The sequence below is a fragment of the Paenibacillus sp. J22P15 genome, assembly GCF_056269345.1.
In genome coordinates, this window is record NZ_JBWDNT010000029.1 from 1 (window position 1) to 19408 (window position 19408).

The 19408-nt window shown below is 37.0% G+C and carries 31 protein-coding genes; 30 read left to right on the plus strand and 1 reads right to left on the minus strand.

The window, feature by feature from the left end; genetic code table 11:
* The 6 genes from AC0YN6_RS28480 to lepB all read left to right on the plus strand — a co-directional run.
* On the plus strand, positions 1-367 hold a 367-nt coding region (locus AC0YN6_RS28480), incomplete at its 5' end, for a DUF3221 domain-containing protein (protein ID WP_475751360.1).
* Between the two features lie 167 nt (positions 368-534).
* Positions 535-999 carry a DUF6882 domain-containing protein gene (locus AC0YN6_RS28485; protein WP_475751362.1) on the plus strand — a complete coding sequence of 155 codons (465 nt, stop codon included), beginning with the start codon at positions 535-537 and terminating at the stop codon, positions 997-999.
* Positions 1000-1144: 145 nt separating this feature from the next.
* Entirely contained in the window at positions 1145-1510 is a 366-nt protein-coding gene (locus tag AC0YN6_RS28490) for a hypothetical protein (protein ID WP_475751363.1), read from the plus strand.
* Positions 1511-1556: 46 nt separating this feature from the next.
* Positions 1557-1940 carry a YxiJ family protein gene (locus tag AC0YN6_RS28495; RefSeq protein WP_475751365.1) on the plus strand — a complete coding sequence of 128 codons (384 nt, stop codon included), beginning with the start codon at positions 1557-1559 and terminating at the stop codon, positions 1938-1940.
* A 141-nt stretch (positions 1941-2081) separates the two neighbouring features.
* A complete protein-coding gene (locus tag AC0YN6_RS28500; protein WP_475751367.1) occupies positions 2082-2387 on the plus strand; it encodes a hypothetical protein in 306 nt (101 codons plus the stop codon).
* A 94-nt stretch (positions 2388-2481) separates the two neighbouring features.
* A complete protein-coding gene (gene lepB / locus AC0YN6_RS28505) occupies positions 2482-3144 on the plus strand; it encodes a signal peptidase I (protein WP_475751369.1) in 663 nt (220 codons plus the stop codon).
* A gap of 137 nt (positions 3145-3281) precedes the next feature.
* Here lepB and AC0YN6_RS28510 read toward each other — a convergent pair whose 3' ends face one another.
* On the minus strand, positions 3282-3488 hold the full coding sequence (locus AC0YN6_RS28510; protein WP_475751371.1) for a hypothetical protein: 207 nt from the start codon (positions 3486-3488) through the stop codon (positions 3282-3284).
* Between the two features lie 242 nt (positions 3489-3730).
* On the opposite strand from AC0YN6_RS28510, the gene AC0YN6_RS28515 reads away from it, so the two are divergent.
* From AC0YN6_RS28515 to AC0YN6_RS28630, 24 genes are all read left to right on the plus strand, one after another.
* A complete protein-coding gene (locus tag AC0YN6_RS28515) occupies positions 3731-4159 on the plus strand; it encodes a GNAT family N-acetyltransferase (RefSeq protein ID WP_475751373.1) in 429 nt (142 codons plus the stop codon).
* A 103-nt stretch (positions 4160-4262) separates the two neighbouring features.
* The gene (locus tag AC0YN6_RS28520) at positions 4263-4514 is read left to right on the plus strand and encodes a DUF3986 family protein (RefSeq protein WP_475751375.1); all 252 of its coding nucleotides are present in this window, start codon (positions 4263-4265) and stop codon (positions 4512-4514) included.
* A gap of 213 nt (positions 4515-4727) precedes the next feature.
* Positions 4728-5303, plus strand: coding sequence for a hypothetical protein (locus AC0YN6_RS28525; protein WP_475751377.1), 576 nt, complete (start codon positions 4728-4730; stop codon positions 5301-5303).
* Between the two features lie 139 nt (positions 5304-5442).
* A complete protein-coding gene (locus tag AC0YN6_RS28530; protein ID WP_475751379.1) occupies positions 5443-5745 on the plus strand; it encodes a type II toxin-antitoxin system HicB family antitoxin in 303 nt (100 codons plus the stop codon).
* A 215-nt stretch (positions 5746-5960) separates the two neighbouring features.
* Positions 5961-6302: a hypothetical protein gene (locus AC0YN6_RS28535; protein ID WP_475751381.1), complete on the plus strand. Its 342-nt coding sequence runs from the start codon at positions 5961-5963 to the stop codon at positions 6300-6302.
* 208 nt (positions 6303-6510) lie between these two features.
* The gene (locus tag AC0YN6_RS28540) at positions 6511-6885 is read left to right on the plus strand and encodes a hypothetical protein (protein WP_475751382.1); all 375 of its coding nucleotides are present in this window, start codon (positions 6511-6513) and stop codon (positions 6883-6885) included.
* A gap of 113 nt (positions 6886-6998) precedes the next feature.
* Entirely contained in the window at positions 6999-7544 is a 546-nt protein-coding gene (locus AC0YN6_RS28545; RefSeq protein WP_475751384.1) for a hypothetical protein, read from the plus strand.
* Between the two features lie 138 nt (positions 7545-7682).
* Entirely contained in the window at positions 7683-8054 is a 372-nt protein-coding gene (locus AC0YN6_RS28550) for a hypothetical protein (RefSeq protein WP_475751385.1), read from the plus strand.
* 290 nt (positions 8055-8344) lie between these two features.
* On the plus strand, positions 8345-8695 hold the full coding sequence (locus AC0YN6_RS28555; RefSeq protein WP_475751387.1) for a hypothetical protein: 351 nt from the start codon (positions 8345-8347) through the stop codon (positions 8693-8695).
* Positions 8696-8896: 201 nt separating this feature from the next.
* Positions 8897-9430 carry a hypothetical protein gene (locus AC0YN6_RS28560; RefSeq protein WP_475751389.1) on the plus strand — a complete coding sequence of 178 codons (534 nt, stop codon included), beginning with the start codon at positions 8897-8899 and terminating at the stop codon, positions 9428-9430.
* Positions 9431-9478: 48 nt separating this feature from the next.
* Positions 9479-10024, plus strand: a complete 546-nt coding sequence (locus AC0YN6_RS28565) for a hypothetical protein (protein ID WP_475751391.1) — start codon at positions 9479-9481, stop codon at positions 10022-10024.
* A 139-nt stretch (positions 10025-10163) separates the two neighbouring features.
* The gene (locus AC0YN6_RS28570; RefSeq protein ID WP_475751393.1) at positions 10164-10622 is read left to right on the plus strand and encodes an NUDIX domain-containing protein; all 459 of its coding nucleotides are present in this window, start codon (positions 10164-10166) and stop codon (positions 10620-10622) included.
* Positions 10623-11181: 559 nt separating this feature from the next.
* Positions 11182-11598, plus strand: coding sequence for a hypothetical protein (locus AC0YN6_RS28575; protein WP_475751395.1), 417 nt, complete (start codon positions 11182-11184; stop codon positions 11596-11598).
* Positions 11599-11781: 183 nt separating this feature from the next.
* The gene (locus AC0YN6_RS28580) at positions 11782-12465 is read left to right on the plus strand and encodes a hypothetical protein (protein ID WP_475751396.1); all 684 of its coding nucleotides are present in this window, start codon (positions 11782-11784) and stop codon (positions 12463-12465) included.
* 265 nt (positions 12466-12730) lie between these two features.
* Complete coding sequence (locus AC0YN6_RS28585) at positions 12731-13027, plus strand: hypothetical protein (protein ID WP_475751398.1); 297 nt, start codon at positions 12731-12733, stop codon at positions 13025-13027.
* A 143-nt stretch (positions 13028-13170) separates the two neighbouring features.
* Positions 13171-13677, plus strand: coding sequence for an N-acetyltransferase family protein (locus tag AC0YN6_RS28590; RefSeq protein WP_475751400.1), 507 nt, complete (start codon positions 13171-13173; stop codon positions 13675-13677).
* 632 nt (positions 13678-14309) lie between these two features.
* A complete protein-coding gene (locus AC0YN6_RS28595; protein WP_475751402.1) occupies positions 14310-14864 on the plus strand; it encodes a hypothetical protein in 555 nt (184 codons plus the stop codon).
* A 114-nt stretch (positions 14865-14978) separates the two neighbouring features.
* Positions 14979-15524 (plus strand): hypothetical protein, encoded by a 546-nt coding sequence (locus AC0YN6_RS28600; protein WP_475751404.1) that lies wholly within the window; start codon positions 14979-14981, stop codon positions 15522-15524.
* A 164-nt stretch (positions 15525-15688) separates the two neighbouring features.
* On the plus strand, positions 15689-16210 hold the full coding sequence (locus tag AC0YN6_RS28605; RefSeq protein WP_475751406.1) for a hypothetical protein: 522 nt from the start codon (positions 15689-15691) through the stop codon (positions 16208-16210).
* Between the two features lie 192 nt (positions 16211-16402).
* On the plus strand, positions 16403-16798 hold the full coding sequence (locus AC0YN6_RS28610) for a hypothetical protein (RefSeq protein ID WP_475751408.1): 396 nt from the start codon (positions 16403-16405) through the stop codon (positions 16796-16798).
* A 118-nt stretch (positions 16799-16916) separates the two neighbouring features.
* Positions 16917-17225 carry a hypothetical protein gene (locus tag AC0YN6_RS28615; protein ID WP_475751410.1) on the plus strand — a complete coding sequence of 103 codons (309 nt, stop codon included), beginning with the start codon at positions 16917-16919 and terminating at the stop codon, positions 17223-17225.
* Between the two features lie 225 nt (positions 17226-17450).
* Positions 17451-17858 carry a DUF4279 domain-containing protein gene (locus AC0YN6_RS28620; protein ID WP_475751412.1) on the plus strand — a complete coding sequence of 136 codons (408 nt, stop codon included), beginning with the start codon at positions 17451-17453 and terminating at the stop codon, positions 17856-17858.
* A gap of 91 nt (positions 17859-17949) precedes the next feature.
* Complete coding sequence (locus AC0YN6_RS28625) at positions 17950-18906, plus strand: phosphotransferase family protein (RefSeq protein ID WP_475751414.1); 957 nt, start codon at positions 17950-17952, stop codon at positions 18904-18906.
* A gap of 96 nt (positions 18907-19002) precedes the next feature.
* Positions 19003-19347 (plus strand): hypothetical protein, encoded by a 345-nt coding sequence (locus tag AC0YN6_RS28630; protein ID WP_475751416.1) that lies wholly within the window; start codon positions 19003-19005, stop codon positions 19345-19347.
* The last annotated feature ends 61 nt before the right edge of the window (positions 19348-19408 follow it).

Here is a 19408-nt window from a genome sequence, read left to right on the forward strand (position 1 = left end):
AGAAATAAACCAAACAAGGAAAGAGTTCTACGACGCAGTATGGGTTTCAAACATCCCTTCAGATGTAAAAGTAGGAGAAATCGTTCATGTATGGTTTGAGGGTGAATTGGCTACTTCTTACCCTGGTCAGGGAAAGGCGGCGAAGGTCACGATTGCCGAAATAAAAAAACCTGAAAAAGCAATACTTTCTCCTGATGAAATAATACGTAAAGCACTTACAAATAAAGACATTTCAAATGTTAACATCCTTGTTGTCAAAGAAGTGAATTATGATGAAAAATCAGCGGTATGGACTCTAAGATACAAAAGTGCAATGATTACAGATGGCTCATTAGAAGAGCGTACTATACAAGTACCTGATAGATAATCGTTAAACTAACGGGTAACGATACTTCAATAAAAACACGTAAGCAGCCGACCACAATGATCGGCTGCTTCATTATGCTAACGTGCAGTTTAGTGTAATATTAATCTTAGCAGGCGAACTATTTTATTCAACAAATCAGATATGGAAGCAAGGAGTATTTTATGTCAATGTCAGATAGCCAGTTTGATGAATACCTAGATTTTTGCTATGAAAATTTACAGAAGAGACAAGAAATATTACTTGCAGAGTATGGTCTTGGGAATTTTCAAGAGTATTGGTTTGACCAGGAATCAAGCAAAATTCAATTTAAAAATGATGGTAAAGTAATGATTGAATTTAGTATCGTATTTATTGGTTCATGGTCAAGTAAAAGCAACTCTTGGATGTGGGCGTGGGCAAACAACAGCATGACAGATCAAACCAGGGCACAGTCCTCAGTATTGAGAGAAATAGAGTCCATCACAGGGAGTGGCATTTTTACGAAGGAATACTTTAACTGTGACGAGGCAATGGCACACGAATTAACTGCGTTATCTGTTGAACATTTAAAAGCAAAAGGAATGTATATATCCCCTGATGGTAAAAGCGATTTATTCATGGCTTTGACACATTCTATTTCTTTAGATCGCTAAACTAACGGAGAACGATAGTTGAACAAAAAAGGAGCAATTCGCTGCGGCAGTTGCTCCTTTATTTGTTAAGCTAACGGGCAGGATACTTCGAACGTGGCAAGAATTATAACCATGAACGTTTATTGAGAAAGTAGGTTGTTAATACGTGGTGTTTGCACATCTCATTGTGGAGTTGCACTGTCTTTACGGGATAGGTGACCAAGATGAAATTAATCCTGTTCCACCTTTTTGTAAAAACGGAGTTCGTAAACCAGGGTACCATTGTTTATCGGGAAATTGTGAGTTCTCAGGGCATGCACCAGCACCTCTTGAAATAGCCTATTCAGATGAAAAGGGTGAAGTAGCCCCTGATGCGTGGATAGGATTTGGAGGCGATATGGACCCTAATCCTTATAACGATAAGATGGTATCGGAACTAAAAGAATCATGGGAAAATATTTGTAAAAAGAAAGTAAATGAAGCATATGAAGATTATATGAAGCAGCACAAACTACTTGAAGATAAAGAATGAAATTCACAAATAGAGAATGGCAAAAACGCTAATAAAGGGGTAACTCATGGATAAAATGGTTCATGAATTGAAGAGCATTGAATTAGATAATCCATTTCCGTATAGAGATTCCGATAAAATTCAGGAGGATTTCCGTTATGCTTTTATGAAGCTAAGAGATGAGGAAAACTCATTGAATGGCGATTTTAACACCTACTGTATGAATATTGCGGGTACTTTAAGCTATGTCTTGACTGGTAAAATAGAAGATATTCCTCACCGACAAAGAGAATTGTTAGAGCTTTCTTTCTTTAATTGGTACCCGCAGTATAGATTCATCGAGGGAAGTATCGGTAAGTACGCGGAGTTCTATAAAGAGTACGAGAACTTCGAGAAAACTCGACTGGTGCTTCTCGACTATTTAGAGGCAGCAGATAAGGGATTGAGCTAACGGGAAACGTTAGATCAATAGCACTCAACGACGAGCAGGCACTGCGGTAGCCTGCTCGTTTTAATAAACTAACGGGCAGGATAACGTAGCACTATGTTGAATCGTTCAGATATCAAATTAATAAAAGGAATGGTCTGAAAAATGGATCAGTTAGATTTTTTGGAAACAGAACCTTGGGAAACAACAACGGCAGATATGGCTAATGCTTATCAGAAAGAATTAAATAGTGAATTAGTGGATACTCATATACTTTTCGGAAAAGCAGATACTGCCATGGCACATCGTATTGATAACGACGATGTAATCTTTTGGATTGAAGAATTACAAAAATATGCGGTCGTGCATTTGACATGGTCCAAAAACAATTCATTAGGCTATCCTATGACAGCATTTTTTTCATTAGATGATCTGAGATATCACTGTAAAAGGGAATCAGAACTTTATTAAGCTAACGGGCAGGTTAGTGCAACTATGTGGGGTTTAATTCGTTTATATCTACAACAAGTATCATGGCAGGAGAACACTTGAAGGGGGATTAGTAATGTGGTTAAAAATGATATTTAGTGTGTTCTTCATTTTGTTGATTGTTGGTTGCGAAGGGCAAAATATTAATGACCATTCTACTCAGGAGTCGCCAGCGACAGTAGAGAAAAATCAGGACTCAATCCTTGTTCAGAACAATAACGATGGAATGTCCCGTCGCAACCTAGAATACGACTCGCAGGAGAAAGGGAAGCTTGTGGTTGATCCCAACTATTTCATTCAAAATGAATTTAAACGTGGTGAAGTGGTTTATTATAAAACACCCGCAATTGATAAGAGTAAATATCCGCGTTTAAATCCGCCTGAACAAAACATCTCGCGGGTGATTGCTCTCCCTGGTGAAGTTGTGCAAATAAAAAAAGGTCAGATTTTTGTGAATGGAAAAAAGTTAAATACGTTTTATGGAAAGGCTTTAAGTAGGGGACTGGATGAAGAAGAGTATTTTAAGACAGTCAATCAGTCAGGAGCAGCTGAGTGTAACGAATCATGCCAGAAAACCATGAAGGATTACTTTAATATGGATATGGAGAAGTTTAAAGTACCAGATAGTCATCTATTTGTCATGGGTGATACTTGGTGGAGAAGTATTGACAGTCAGATATATGGTCCACTTCCCATTGGTAATGTTATAGGCAAAGTTCAGGGATATGAAAAAAAATAATGGAATGCTAATTCGGCTTCGACTGAGCTAACGGGACACGTTAGTTGAATGAAAAACAGCAGCAGCCAGGAATTTTCCCAAGGCTACTGCTGTTGCTGCGTCTGCGATTCGAACATTTATTGTGTTTATTTTTGTAATTATTGGTAATTTGCATTTTGAACTACTGTTACTCCTGGACTTTGTATTGTTTTTATTTTTGTATGAGTACTGTATTTCACGGCTGCAAATGCGCCAACAAATAGAGAGGCAATTAAAAATGTGTTTGTTACTGTTTTTGGGATTTTGGTTTCTCTTTTCGCTAATATAACAATACATATAATACTAATTAGCAGAAATAACAACATGATTCTTTAATCTCCTTTCGTACTGAAAACGTAGATCTTATTTTACATGCTATTATATTCAACAGAAAGGTAGCTAATACAATTTAAATTCATGATTTTCTCCAATTATACCAACCTCCGAATTCAACTAAAGGGACACGGTAGTTCAATATCGAAATGGGCTGCCGCGTGGCAGTCCTTCGTTGCGCTAAAGGCAGGATAGTTAAATTGATTCACGAATATTTCAGTTCGAGGTGAGTGCAATGAATGAAATATCAATACAAACCTGCTCTGAAGAAGATATGGATGTTCTTGCTGTATTAAACAAGCATCTTATTGAGGATGAAAAACATGATAACAAAATGAACGTTGAGCAGTTAAAAGAACGAATGAGAGCTTTTATAAACACAGGCTATAAAGCCTATAAATTTGAAGAGAATGGTGAAATCATTGGTTATGCTTTGGTAAATCATATTAAGCAGCCTTTGTATTTAAGACAGTTCTTTATTTGTAGAAGCAGTAGAAGGAAAGGATATGGAAAATTAGCTTTTGAAAAGTTACTTGATTTGTTAAACACTAAAAACATTGATATTGAAGTGCTGCATTGGAATACTTCTGGATATCAGTTTTGGAAATCTCTTGGATTCATTGAAAGAAGCCTCTATATGAGGCTAGATGGGACAAATGATTAGGACCTCAGTATTGTGCTAACGAGCAGCATAGTTGAATAGACCATAAAGTTTAGAACCTATACTTAGTGGTGAATTATTCCGAAATGAAGGAGTTAAAGAATAAATGGAAATAAGCCATTGGCACTTGGGGTATTACAAGGATGGCAATGATATCGAAGCTGTTGGTTTTTTTGAAGATAGCAAATGGGTTGTTTACTACGATGATAGTCATGATACAGGTTTGTTTGCAAAGACTCAGCAAAGGCATGAATTGTTTGGTGCTGTGATTTTAATGGTGAATGACTACGAAGAAGCAAAAAATAAATTTTATGAATGGGTAGAAAGCATTCTACTTCCATATAGAAAAAAACGCTAGTCCTTTGTTACGCTAACGGGACACGATAGTTGAACAAACAAGGAGTAGTTGCTACGGCAGCTGCTCCCGTTCTGTATTAAGCTAATGGGCAGGTTAACGCAATGGTCGGCAGCTCATTTTCGCTAAAAGTAAACATGTAAACGTTGAGAGATGTGTTATTATTTAAATATCCACATTTTGTAAAATTAAATTATAATGAGATGAGGTCTACTTATGCGGATAGATTTTCATGTAAATCATGATGATTTTGATAAGCATCTTGATTTTACGGAAGCGCAGGTCTTTTTCTCTTCACCGATTGAGCGAATGTGTACGTTCCAAGCTTGGGGGATTGCTGTGTTATGTGAGACTCCTCTAAATAAGGAACTAAAAAGGCATGTAGGTAAAGAGGAGGGTGATTATAACAGTTACTCGTCTCTATATAAGGAACTAAAGAAGCATCTGGAAGTCGAAGGGGATATATATGTTTCTGGGATGGTTTCGGTAAAATTTCCTAATATCGAGGCAGGAGCCATTAAAGTTGCACTTTATAAAGGAAATGACGAAGGTTTTTTATACGGACCAGAGGGTATTGTACGAGTTACGCGGAGTTGGGGAAATATCATATCACCTAGTAAGAAGGAGTATTACATAGATTTTATATCGGACTGGCCATCTGGAAGCGGCAGTCTACGGATTTACGCTGAGAATGAGTTTATACTTTCAATTGATGTGAAAGACTGCATTCCTCTTAGTTGGTATGTTGAAAATCCAGAGAAGTACGGGTATCAGAAGAGGTCAAGAGATTAAGCTAACGGGCAGGTTAACGTGGTGTTTAGGGGTTCACTTTGTTAAACTGGAAGGATATTGAAACTCCCAAAACGAATTATTTAACGAGTACATTTGTTTGTTAATCAGTTACAGAATAACTCTTAAAGGCTGTGGATGTGTGAGTAAAGATATTGCATATTACATGACAAGGAGTTACAACTTTATTTCCGAATATATACCTGAGAGCAATAATCGTTCGGGTTATTATTTTGGTCTCGTAGAAGAACTTCCTGGATGTCATGCTTTTGGCACAACAATGGTCAAAATGTTGAAAGAAATAGAAGTTGTCAAAAAAGATTATTTCGAATCACGGCTTAAAAACAAGGAATTTATACCCGAGCCTGGCGATATGAGTCAGCGCCGCCCATCCCGTCTGAGAATTCAAATTAGGGGATTGGGTATCGACACAACAGATGAATGATTTTGTCATTATTCAACTAACGGGTAACGATAGTTCAATAAAACAGCTCCTCGTGATCCGTTGCTGACACTTGGCTCCTTCTCTCTACTCGGGCGCGGCGTTCACGGCATTAAGCTAACGGGCAGTGTAGTGGAACAAAATGAAATTTATTACGTCTAATAAATGGTAGAAGATACAACCAAACTATTAAACGTGATAGCTCAGGAGGTGTATATTTGAAGATTAAACTAATGTTACTGTGTTTCGTATTAATTATGACTCTTATAGGTTGTAGTAAAGGAACAACAGAGTCAAAGTCATTAGATGAAATGAAGATGCGAGAGATCGCCTGGAATTCATTGAAGGAAGCTGAGAAAGAAACAGTTATTGGTGACTGGAAGCAAGCTGAGGTCACGCTAGCTAAGTGGGATGACATTGGGTTAAAAACAACCAAAGAAAAACCTGAAAGCATAGCTCGGGTCTTATTTAAGACTACTTTTGATGCCCTATTAGGTTCAAACTGTATTTATATCGATACAGATGCAAATGAAATTATCGGTTATAACATTAGGATGTAAGTATAATCAGTATAAAAATAAAAAACCTACATTTTCCCCCTCGGTCTAATTGAACTAACGGGTAACAATAGTTGAATCAAACAAGGAGCAGTTTGCCACGGCAGTTGCTCCTTGTTTTCGTTAAGCTAACGGGCAGTTTTGTTCAATAAACCTGTGTTAAAATGAATGACGGACATTATAGATTGTGAACTTCAAGGAGGTAGGTTTAATGAAGAAAATTCTGATTTTCGTATTTATGTTTATACCCTTATGTGGTTGTTTAAACAGTTCCCCCACAGTTTATACAGGCGAGAGTAAGAACTGGTCAGCAAGTTATACAATTGAGAATCCACAGGGGGAATCTCATAACGAAACATTGAAGATCATTTACAAAGGGAAAAATCCACAAGAAACAAGTGATATCAAATATAAGTATAATGGAACCAATATCGGGGGCAGTGGGGAGCATAAATTATCGGGAAGCAGTTCGATTGTTTCAAAAACTGGGGGTAATGGTGCCCTTCCACCGAAAGATTCGATAATTAATGTAACCGTTGAGTGGAATGGCAATAAAGAAGAGTTACAGCTTTCAACTAACGGGTAACGTTAGTTGAACAAACAAGAATACGGCAGCTGCTTCCTTTCTTTATTAAGCTAACGGGTAGTATAACGCAACTAAAATCTAATTTCTTTAGTATTAACATATGGGGTGAGGTCATGAAGAAAACTAAAAAGTATGTGATGATGAAGGTTTTTTTATTTAGCTTTTTAACCGCAATTCTTGCACTGGTTGCCTACACTCAATTTCATAAGAATAATAGCAGGTTGATTCAAGTACAGGGTGTTGACCTCGTTGATTCCGTTCGGCTTTTTCCTCCCCAAGTCGGAGTCGGATCTAATAATATGATAATTCTGTTTGACGCTCAGAGTACAAAAGACAAACAAGTTATTTCAAAAATTATAAGGCATCTCCAAGAAGCTAAGCTCATTGGGCAGGCTTCCAACCAGTTTACACCCATAGGTGGAAGTCCAACGTCTCTTGTTATTAAATTTAAAAATGGTGACACAATACAGATTGTAGACGCAGTAGGTGCCATAGCCAAAAAGTTGGAGAACGGTAGCACTGAAGTACACTCCGAGTCCATTCCCAATCAGGTTACTGTATATCAAAATGGCAAAGCATGTAGAATTGTATCTCCAGAATTAAAAGTGTGGATTGAAACCGATTGGAGTAAAGATGTGGACGACTTTAAGAATCATTAAACTAACGGGTAACATTAGTTGAACAGTGCTAGGAGCAGATACTACGGTAGCTGCTCCTTGTTTTTATTAATCTAACGGGCAGGATTGCTTAAACTTTTAGCGAATACTTCAAACAAATTATTTAGGAGTGATAACATCATGAGTTTAATGCGAATAAAAATTCCAAATGGTTATGCAATAATTAATAATAAATTTCATGATGTTGATCCAATTCAAGCCGAAGAAGATGACTTGTTAAGCAACTGGGAATACTTCACGGAAGATATTATGTATATTCAAAAACTCGAAAATGTAAATGGAAGATATGTCATTCCAGAAAGTAATGCACGTATAATTGATTTAGGTTGGTACCCAGATAGTAGTATAAATGGGGCGTATAGGTTAGTGCTTGTAGATGAGGACTGGAATGAATTAAAAACAAAACGGTCTAAAGACAGATTTGAAATTAGAGATACTATTGAAATTTTGTTGCGAGAACTTAATAATAATCAACCTGATGATGGATTTTAAGCATCCGTTCGATTATGGTCTCCTGGGGGTTTCGGGGCAGTAAAGTTGTTCAACTAACGGGTAACGATAGTTGAACAAACAAGGAGCAGTTTGCTACGTGGCAGTTGCTCCCGTTCTTTGTTAAGCTAACGGGCAGTTTAGCGCAACAAGTAGTAATTCAAAACGTCTATATAGTAATTTCAAATTAGGGGAATTATGGGAGACTAAAACACAGCTGCCATCATATATAACGGCGTCAGCTAATTATTGGGTAGTATCGTTATCGTTGCTGACGGTGAAGAATACGGGAGGTGGCAAAAATAACAAAAAAAATGATAGTTGTTGTTCTAAGCGGATTTTTCGTAGTCTTCACTGTGCTGGCAATCCAATACATAATTGAATTGAAAGAAAGAAAAGAAATTGCTAAGAGTTTGACCTTCGACTACATCCAAAAACAATATTCCGAACAAGACGCTCTGGAGTTAACGAAGTTTTGCCGTCCTATCTTGGGACATAGTGATTACCAAATGGTAATAAATGATAATAGCGGTGATAGTTATTATTTATTCGTGAAGTTGACGAGGGACCGAAAGTTGCAGTGGATAGACGATTTGACGATAGATGTACGAAACGGAAAATCCGTTTTCCCGTGCGATAAATAACAACTGTACATAGAATATTCAACCCTGGGGAGTTGCACTAACGGGAAACGATAGTTGAGGGGCTTGCTTTGCGGCAGCTCCTCTTTTTGTTTATTAAAGCAGCGGTAGTTGGGTAGCCATACCCAGAAAAATTCAATAGGAATCGAACTTTATTATGATCCACTTTTTGGAATTAAAATAAATAACAATAAGAGGTGTATTATGGGGAAAGATGAGTTGCTTTTAGAATTGAAGCAAGTGCTCCTAAGAGAAATACCTAATGCGGTACAGAAAATTAAATTAAATCAAGGAGATAAGGTTTGCTATGTATCTTTACTTGGAACCGATTATGAACCTGTTCTTGGGCTAATTACATTAGGAATTGAATCTTACAGAAACAAGATGATCGAGGAATCGGGAACTGATGATAAGTGGTATTTATGGAACTCTGGAGAGATGCCCGCTAATTATCAAACTGGTTTTGAAGATCAAGAACAAACTTTTCAACATAAGCAGGAAACATTAGTGAGTTTATTTGGAAATGAGAAATGGGAAGAGTTTTGGGAAGGTTGTCAGACAATACGGTTTGAAGTCGCAAAAAAATTAAATGCATATAACTGGAGTGACATTATACCAATTTCTGATGATTTTGTTGTTTATTCAGATTGGGAATCAATAGACGTTTCAAACGGGGATCTATTAAAAAGTATCCCTCAAGAAAAGATTGAAATACTTTTAGAAAAGAACTTGATCTAATAAGCAAAGTGAATAATCCATCCTAGGTATTAAACTAACGGGATACGATTGTTAAATAGCGTAGCTAAATCTCGGTTGTTAACAATAGAGGTGAGTAAAATAAAGGATTATTCTAAGCTGGAAGACAAAATAAACTTGTTATATGAATGCATTCGTGAGGAAGGAGGCATCGTTGATTTGGATTGGTGTACAGGGCTACTCTACCCTTACCATTTGCATTTCGACGATAATAAAATTAGGTATCGTTCAGCCTCTCTTATTGCATTTTTTGGACTATTAACTGAGTGGCAAGATGGCAGTGGATTTCCTTTTTATAGGACCAGAAAAGAACTTTACGAATGCCATGATTTTGAGAAATATATGGATGCATTATTACAACGCCAGAGTGAAATTGAGCGGGAGTTTCCAAACATCTTTTATGCAATCGTGATTACTTTAAGTTGGCTGATTCACCATGAAGATTTACTTGATACATTCTCATATATTGATGAGCAAAAAGTTATCAAGTATATAACAGCCATGAAAAGTATCGAAATAAAAGAAAGCAGTGAGGTTTATAAATTGGCTTTTGAAGAAGCAGCAGTATTCAACTAACGGGGAACGATAGTTGAACAAACAAGGAGCAGTTTGCTTCGTGGCAGTTGCTCCCTTTTTTTTGTTAAGCTAACTGGCAGTTATGCGCAATATTCTCCTTCAAATTTATGGTACAATTTTTGGTGAAGGAGGGTTTAAATTGACAGCTATTATTAATAAAAATGGCTACGAGTTTTTAGGGTGCATTCCATTGAATGAACATGAACTAATAAATTTCACTCCGTTGGCAGGTTCATACGCCGTGGTTAGTTTTTACGGTAAGTATCTTCTTTGTTTTAATACATGGAGAAAACAGTGGGAAGTACCTGCTGGAGGAAGAGAAGACAATGAAACAGCTAAAGAATGCGCTATTCGGGAGCTTTTAGAGGAAACAGCGCAGGTTGTTCAAGATATGGATTTTAAAGGTTTACTGAAAGTAAGGAAACCAGATGGAACAATAAAATTTAACCCGATTTATTATGCTGAGTTGGATTACATAACCCCGTTTAAAGAAAACGACGAAGCAGATAAAATTATACTTTGGAATTTAATTGATGATGTTGGCTATATTGATGATGTTGACCAAGCAGTTCTTAAATGGTGTAGGTCATTGAACTAACGGGTAACGTTAGTTCTTTAAAGACACCGCGGCTTCTATGCCGTCGATCGGCTGCCGTTCGTCGTTGAACTAACGGGCAGGATAGTTGAACAAAAGGAATCTATGCAGTTTTTTTAAATATACCCTATTTTTCCTGTTTTTGTGTTAAAATTAGTTTCGCAGGGAAAGGGGAGAATTAGTTGGTTTTCGAAACTTTAGCAGCTCAACTAACTGTTGTACTCACTCTGGGAATCGGAACATTATTAATCGTACTGTATCCATTGTTGAAAAAGGAAAGCCGTTTTTTTGCGTTGTTTAGTTTGGTAATGGGTATTGTAGTCTGGCTTTTACTAATTTGGTTTACCTTCGGTAATGAGGTAATTCGATATCAAATTATTCATCATGGTCTTCATTGAAGTGACGGGGAACTCTAGTTGAACAAATAAGGAGCAGTTTGCTACGTGGCAGCTGCTCCCTTTCTTTGTTAAGCTAACGGGCAGGATAACGAAACCTAATTGGGTTATATTCGTCTTATTGGTAAGATAGTTTTGAGAAGCGAACGTGGGGGAGCAGCATTAGTATGAAATTTTTCTTGAAGTTAAATGTGGTAAGTGCCATTTTTGCTTTCCTGCCCTTCGTCGGTCTTGAACTAATGGGCAATGTATATCGAATTAGTAGGTTATCAGGGATAGAACTAGGGATGGTTAATAAAGTTGTTTCGCTTATTAATGTTGTTGCACTAATTTTTTCGACTATATTTTTTGTGATTTTAATAAAACATTGGTTGAAGGGTAAAAAAATAAGCTTCTTTTCCACTTTTCTCTGGATTCCTTATTTCGTCATATATGTCTTTATCTTCATCACCTTCTTCTCAATAAGTAGTCCAGCTGATAATCCAAATCCTGTTACTGGGTTGATTATAATCGCTGCTTTAATGTTCTATCCGTTTTACTTGGCGGGCATTAACCTCATTGGCTTATATCTCCATAAAGATTAAACTAACGGGCAGGTTAACGCAACAAAAGCAGGCTTCCGAAAATATGGGAGTATGTTAAGTGTTGTTGGGTGTAGAAAATAGAATTAAATAGAATCTGACTAAACTGGCATCATGTGCTACAATGTGGTTCAATTGGGCGACTAAGAATTATTAGAATACATTTGATCAGAAAGGAAGTACACTTTGCCAAAGCACATAAAGATCTACGCACTACTACTTATCATTATCATATTAATAAACGTTGCAGTGTACAGACATTTGGAAAACCAGTCATCTGTTAAATACAACAGCCTAAATTCACTGTATCAGCTGAAGAACGACTCGGCATTTGCCTATTTAGTGAAGCACGCTTCTGAAACGATTCCGCTTGCTGACACTTTGATGGCAATCAGTGAGTCGAAGGAAAACGAAGATCCTGTTAAGATTCGACAATTGATTGATAAGGCAAAGATACAAGCAGAAGAAATTGATGAGCAACTGTTAACACTCATTGAATTTAGCGATATCTACACAAACAATGCTGTCCCTAAGCTTTTAGTTAATAATACGGCAATGACAACGGATGAGCAGCAGGACATGTTTATTCTTGCTCTTGAAGCGCGGGTATGGGGACCGTTATACAGTATAAGCTACTCGTATTGGAAGTCTAATCCTAAAACGATAGACGCCAAGACTAGAGAAACCTTGCACTTGCTGGCGATGGAGCTCCGTGCATTAGACAAGACAATTGCGTCGTTTAAGGAAGACGCACATCGCATGTTTTTCCAAGAGCAAGTAGCGCCTTATAAAGCGGAGATACTGCGGCAATTGAAACCACACCTTGAAAGATTGAAAAAGATCCAAGATGATTTTTCAGGACATAAATAAGTCGAATGCGTTGAATGTGTTCACCAGGAAGCTATCGGAATTCGACCTTAAATCATTCAACTAACGGAGAACGATAGTTAAACAAACAAAGAGTAGTTTGCTGAGGCAGCTGCTCCATTTCTTTATTAAGCTAACGGGCAGGATAGTTTGATCTCTTCACGAATACCTCAGATATGGGAAATTTAGGGTCATCGCAAATAAGACGTTATGAGAAACTGCGGTAGTGCCATTAATTTCAAAAATCCATTAAGCTCGGAGTTGAAATATGAGTTTAATTCTTCCTTTGGATATTATTGAAAAAATACAGCAGGAATATAAGGATCAATACGATTTTGTTGAAGATCTATTAACTAATCAAAGTTTTTTCCACACCGAAGAAGAGTTTATATTGAGATTAATTAGATCAATTTTGTTTTTATCTGAAGGAAGTATTGAACAGCTTCAAAAATATCTCAACATTGCAAAAATAGATTTTAGAGATGTGTTCTATTGGGCTGAATACGATCAAAATAACAAACAAATACGGGATTTTAAAAAGCCATTTAAAGGGGAATTCAATTAAACGTTGAGCTAACGGGGAACGATAGGGGAGTATGCTGCCACGGTGCAGAGGCTCTATTTTTCACTCAACTAACGGGCAGTTATCTTCAATTCTTTCATATGGTAATATTAGAATAAATTGTCTATCGGATTGAGGGAAAACTGATGAAAATACGAGAAGCTCACATTGAGGATGCTGAAAAAATCGCAATTGTTCATGTTGATAGCTGGAAAACCACTTATAACGGCATTATATCCGAATCGTATTTGTCCAATCTCTCCGTTGAAAATAGAATGAAAAGTTGGTTATGGACTTTTGAGAATCTAAACGTACATGAAAAGATATTCGTTGCAGAGGACAGTGCAGGTAAAATCGTTGGATTTTCTAGTGGGGGTCGAAGTCGGCATGATGAATTTGAATATGATGGAGAACTATATGCAATCTATTTGTTAAAGGGCTTCCAACGAATAGGCTTAGGAAAAATGCTGTTTAATTCAGTTGTAGAATCATTAAAGGATAATCGCTACTCATCAATGATGTTGTGGGTTCTCAAAGATAATCCTTCCATAGAATTTTATAAAGCACAAGGTGGTCGGATAATTGGACAGAAGGGTATTACAATAGGTGGAAACAATTTAGTTGAATTAGCTATTGGATGGGATAGAAAATAAACAATTAGTTGTTAAGCTAACGGAGAACGTTAGTTAAACACAATTGGAGCAGTTGCAGACGGCAGCTGCTCCAATTTTTGATTACGCTAACGGGCAGGATAGATGTAAATTGTGGTCTAATATAGAATACATAACAGTTCCAGTCCCAAGGATTAAGGAGGATTTATGCAGATTTCAGCAAAACTAAACTTATGGTCTATGGTATTAATGTTGTTCTGCTGGGTAGCAATTTTTATACCTCTACCATCAATTCCATTTAATCGACATTACGCAATCTTGAGTGCGTCGATTATCGTGTTCTTTTTAAGTGTGATGGGTCTAGGTGGGATGAAAAATTGGAGATCAGCCTTCCAATCAATAATTGCAATTCTCGGTTCTATTGCCCTAGTCTTATTCGAATCTTGGGTGGTATTCGTGGGAAGCCTACTATCTTAATCAGACAAATGTTAGTGCTTTGTTGTTAAGCTAACGGGTAACGTTAGTTGAATAGTACACAACGATGAGCAGGCACTGAGGTAGCCCGCTCATTTCATTAAACTAACGGGCAGGTTAACATGGTAACCGTACTGAGTTAATATATGGTAATGTATATAGAAGAGCATATATTTATTTTAGAATTAGAGGTGCAGTAAATGAAAAAAAAATACTTAATATACAGTCTTTTGACCCTTACAGTTGTATTACTTGCATGGGGGGCACATTTTTCTTCATCAGTTAGTCCGAATAAAATCTATCCCAATGAGAACAACCCAATTAACACTGGAGAAGTGAAAGGGGCATCATTAAATAAACTTGCTGAAGACCCTACTATTCATGTGTTCGAAGTAGACGCAATGCCAAGTGACTCTGCCTTAAAGGAGGCTCTCCTTAGTCAAACAGTACTTGCTGACGGTCAAGGCGCACTCACTTTTGAGTACAGCACACAAACAGATAGTAAAAGGGAACCGCTGCAATTTTTCGTACATAATACAGGTAAGAAAGAGTTGTTTCTTCGTTTAGAGTCTCCTTTAAGTAATAAGTGGATTGAAGCAACAGTCGCTCCTGGTACTTTCTATGGAGCAGAGATGCACTGGGGACTGGAACAAGTAGGCAAATGGCACATAGATTTAATCAATGCTGATGGGTCTAATATTATCGCAGATTTAGCGTTAATAAGAAACGGGACAGCTGCTCCCTTTAATTATTAAGCTAACGGGCAGGATACTTTAATCACTACTCTACTTATTTAGTGGTGAGATTCAAGCCTTTCATTGTACTTGCGGATAGTTACATTTAATGTTAGTTGAGGTGGTGGTTGACAATTGAAGAAAAAACTAAGGATACCAATTGTACTTCTTATAGTGGCATTTATTGTATGGATATTAATGTATACATACCCAAAGCACTATAAATTTACGATTCAAGGAGTATTGTATCAATTGGGTGAAGAAAATAGTGATTTTGTGAAGCCAGATACCATATTTGTAAATGGTAAAATGAAAAAGAGCATAAAAGGAGTAAGATCATTCACAGGAATAATCGATATTAAAGGTGAAAATATACCTGTTCCAGAAGAGCATCGACAATTAAAGATTACACTGAACGAATATGGTGAAGCAGTTCTATTTTATACCTATAATGAAAAGGGACAGCCTAAACATTTTGCTTACGGTAATATTTTTATTAACGACGATTTTAGTAAACTTACAATTTTAAAATTTACAAAAGATGCTAAGAACCCTGATCAATCAGGTTTTGATGGTCGTAGCGGGTATATCATATCAGCACCTGCACAAAAAAGGGATGATGCATTGGAGATCACAAATGAACTGATACATGGTGCTCTGAAAGGAGACATACTAAAATGAAGGGATGCCTACTTTAACTAACGGGAAACGATAGTTCAATACCATGAGGGCTGCCAGCGGGCGGCCCTTCGTTACGCCAACTGGCAGTTATGTACTAAAAACTGCGATAAAATAGGAATATTGATTACATGGTACAATGCTATATGTATTTAGGAGGAGAGTTCATGACTTTGAAAAAGTATCCCTATATTTCTATAACGATGATTATCGGTTTGACTTATACGATCTTTTACTTCTTAACATACATGTTTGCGGCAATTAGTTACTCATTAATAATTGAAATTCCAGCAGATCAGTCCAGGTCGATCTCGTGGTTGTATTATGGGATAGTCTTTACCATTATTCCTAATATTGGCGTGTTATTTGTAGTTTATGTAATAAGCTTTCGAGTCCAATATAATCATGTAACGTTGGTACATACCTTTCTGGTAACCCTAACAGTTGATAAGCTCGGAGTTGCCTTTTTAGCGACTATTCTCGCCAAAGGTTTTCCAGCAAGTTGGTATGGACGCGATTTCCCAACAGCTGGTTATAGCTTACTTTGCGAAGAACTACCTTTTTACTGTACAAATTATGTTCTACCCTATTTTATATATAATACCGCTGGCGGAGCTGCAATGTTTCTAATAGCACATTGCATCGTTCTAAGGAGACAGAAAATCCGCGAAAATAAAATTGTAGAATGAAAAATGACATCTTATTCTGACTTTAACATTAAGCTAACGGGGAACGATAGTTCAATACCATGAGGGCTGCCAGCGGGCGGCCCTTCGTTACGCTAACGGACAGTAATGCTGAGAATAAAACAACCAATGCATTGAAAGTGGCTTCCACTTCATAAATATAATCAAAGGAATTAAAAGGGGCAGGATGAAACGATGAGATTCGGAATTATCGTCATAACAATAATAAGCCTCATTGTACTAACCACTTGCAATACTTCTTTAAGTCGAACTGATGCAATAAGATTCACTCTGTCGGAAGTTAATAAATTAAATGAACCCCATTTAAATGTGGATTTTCCTAAACGAACTGGAACTAAGAAAATGAAGGTCCCAATAGGAGGCCCCTTAGGTTCAAAAGCAAATTTAGAGTTAACCACAAAGGTTGCTGTAATCGATAAAGATACTTACGAAGTTACACTTATCAAAGATTGGAACATGAAAGTCAATGATATGGTTGTTCTTAGTTATTGGAAATTCAGGGTTGTAAAAGGAAATGTAACTCTTTTAGAAAAAGATGACAAAGACGATATAATGTCGGTAATTGCTTGAAGTTAATGAATTTCATATTGAACTACGGGCAGGATAGCGCAACAATTCTCCCTCGTGTTCGTCTAATATTGTGCTTGAGTGTCTCTAACTATTTACTGAGAAAGGAAACAACGACATCGTGAAACGATATAAGAACTTACTATTTCTAACCGTCACATTACTGGCTGTATTTATCTTCATAGGTTTTTGGGTTTACTCTAACAAAGCTTATTACCCAGAGCTTCCTTTTGAAGGAGGATCAAAAAAAGAAGTCGTTGAGAAATTGGATAAGAATAACAATAAATTAGTTGAATTATCAAATATTAATGGCTTTTATTGGCTAGGTTTTAGAGGGAATCAAAGAGAGGGAAGAGACGAAGTCATCAAGCAAATGGAAGATCGAGGGTTGAAATACGACTATTATGAGGGTTCAGGGATATTTTTTTAAAATGGGGAACGGGTTATTATTTCAGGGAAACAGTGGACAAAAGATTATATTCTATACAAAGTGCCAGAAGGAAGTTATATCAATAAAAAGTATTAATCGGAAACAAATTGAAGAGGTACAGGAAGTTGGAGTTAAGCTAACGGGCAGGATAATGGTGTTATCGTAAAGAATTATTAATGGCAAATTTTTTAGGAAGTATCTCTGATATACAAGGGAGTGTTTCAATTGAGTTTGACGGGCAGTTTCACTTTGTTAATTCGTTCTGATAACCTGAATATTGATGATATTACGAATAGTATTGGATTAAAACCAACGGATAGTAAGAAAAAAGGTGATTTTATTAGTAAAGCGTTGAATCAAAGGATGCAGGAGAATCTTTGGCAATATCAAGTCAAATACGGTGAATCAGACAATCCTAATAATGTATTAGGAGAATTTCTTTCACTACTAATCGCAAAGTCAGATTATATTCATCGAGCGTCTGAGGAACATAAGGTATATCTTACATGGTTTCTTCAATCCGATTATGCCCAAGTGGGTGTGGTACTGGAGCCAGGTGTGCTAAAGAAGTTGTCAGACCTTAAATTACAATTAGAAATTCATATACTTTCTTGGGGTGGCGTGGAGGACTAAACTAACGGGGAACGATAGTTGAATAGCAGGTTGTCTGTTATGTTACGATTAAACATTTTATTGTGAGGTTATGGATAATGGAGACCGTCGAATGAGCAAGGAAAACATCGAAGTACATGAATTATTAAAAGATACAATTGATCGTTTTATTTTCCCTGATGCCCAAATCTTAAGTATCGAAAGTAAACCCATAGGTATGGGATTTCAGGCAGTTGAATTGTTGCGGCACAATGTAAAACTAAAGGTAAACGAAGAAGAAACAGACATTTCTCTCGTTACAAAGAAGGCAACGTTAATTGAACGATCCACACTCTCCAGATTATATTGCCAAAAAGCAAATGTCCCATTTAGTTTGTCAAAAAATTCGCTCACCGAAGGCCGTAGCTTGATTTGTATTCAAGATGTGGACTATCAAACGGAATATAGTAGTCTGGATATTGAGATGCTTCAAAAAAAGGAATTACAAGCACTAGCCTATATCCATCGAAGCAATATGGGTTTTAAAGAAGAATTATCATGGATACCTAGCGTTGATCGAACTCATATTATAGAAATGATAAATGGACGATGGAAACCTTCGTGGGAAGCTGCAAAAGAAAATATAGCATTCATTGAGGAATTTGGATCACACATAATATCAAAAATTGAGGATGTAGCAAATAGCATAGTTGAAGAAATCGGTGTTGTTATCGATGATGTAAGTACACATACCTTGATACATAATGATCTCAATCCAGGAAACGTATTAGTATATAACAATGTGGATGTGTATTTTATTGACTGGGAGGAAGCACAGTACGGATCACTATTCTTTGACATTCCTCTGCGGTGTAGCAACTTGAGACAAATAAAAGATTATCAAAGCTTTTTAGGCGCTCTCAGCATCGATATTCCACAGGCGCGGTTTGAAGAATTATTCTCAATAGCGTCTCGTTACCTTGGAATTCGTTATATGAGTTGGAACCTTAGTGTTTGGCATCATAATCAACATGCGAAGGATGACCTGAAGAAATACATAGGGATGGTAACAAACCCTTTATTCAGCTAACGGGCAGGATAGTTCCAATAGATAGAATTAAATGACAACGCAGCAACCTGTACAAAAGATGATTCAGTGTATTCAACGATTTGGAGGTAATATTAAGTGTCGAATGCGGACAGAGAACTTAGTCTTAGAGTGTGGCTTGGTGAACTGAAGGATGAGCTTATTACGTTGGAACAAAACCGTAAGACTTATAAAGAGGCACTTACTCACTTTGATTTACGTATTGATTTTTTATACGCCAGTGCTGAACACATGGATTACTTGGCTAAGAAAAACATGTATGAGCAGTTCGTTGAGCCTATAAAAGGGAAACGGGATGATTCAAGGAAAATGTTGGATGATTTTGAAGAAGAAAATTTCGAACGCATTAGAGCCCTGAAAGAGTTGATTGGGAGGCTTGAAAAAGAAACCCTAGACAGCAAACGGGACTCGATAGTTGAATAACACACATGGATGAGCAGGCGCTACGGTGGCCTGCTCACCTTATTAAGCTAACGGGCAGGAT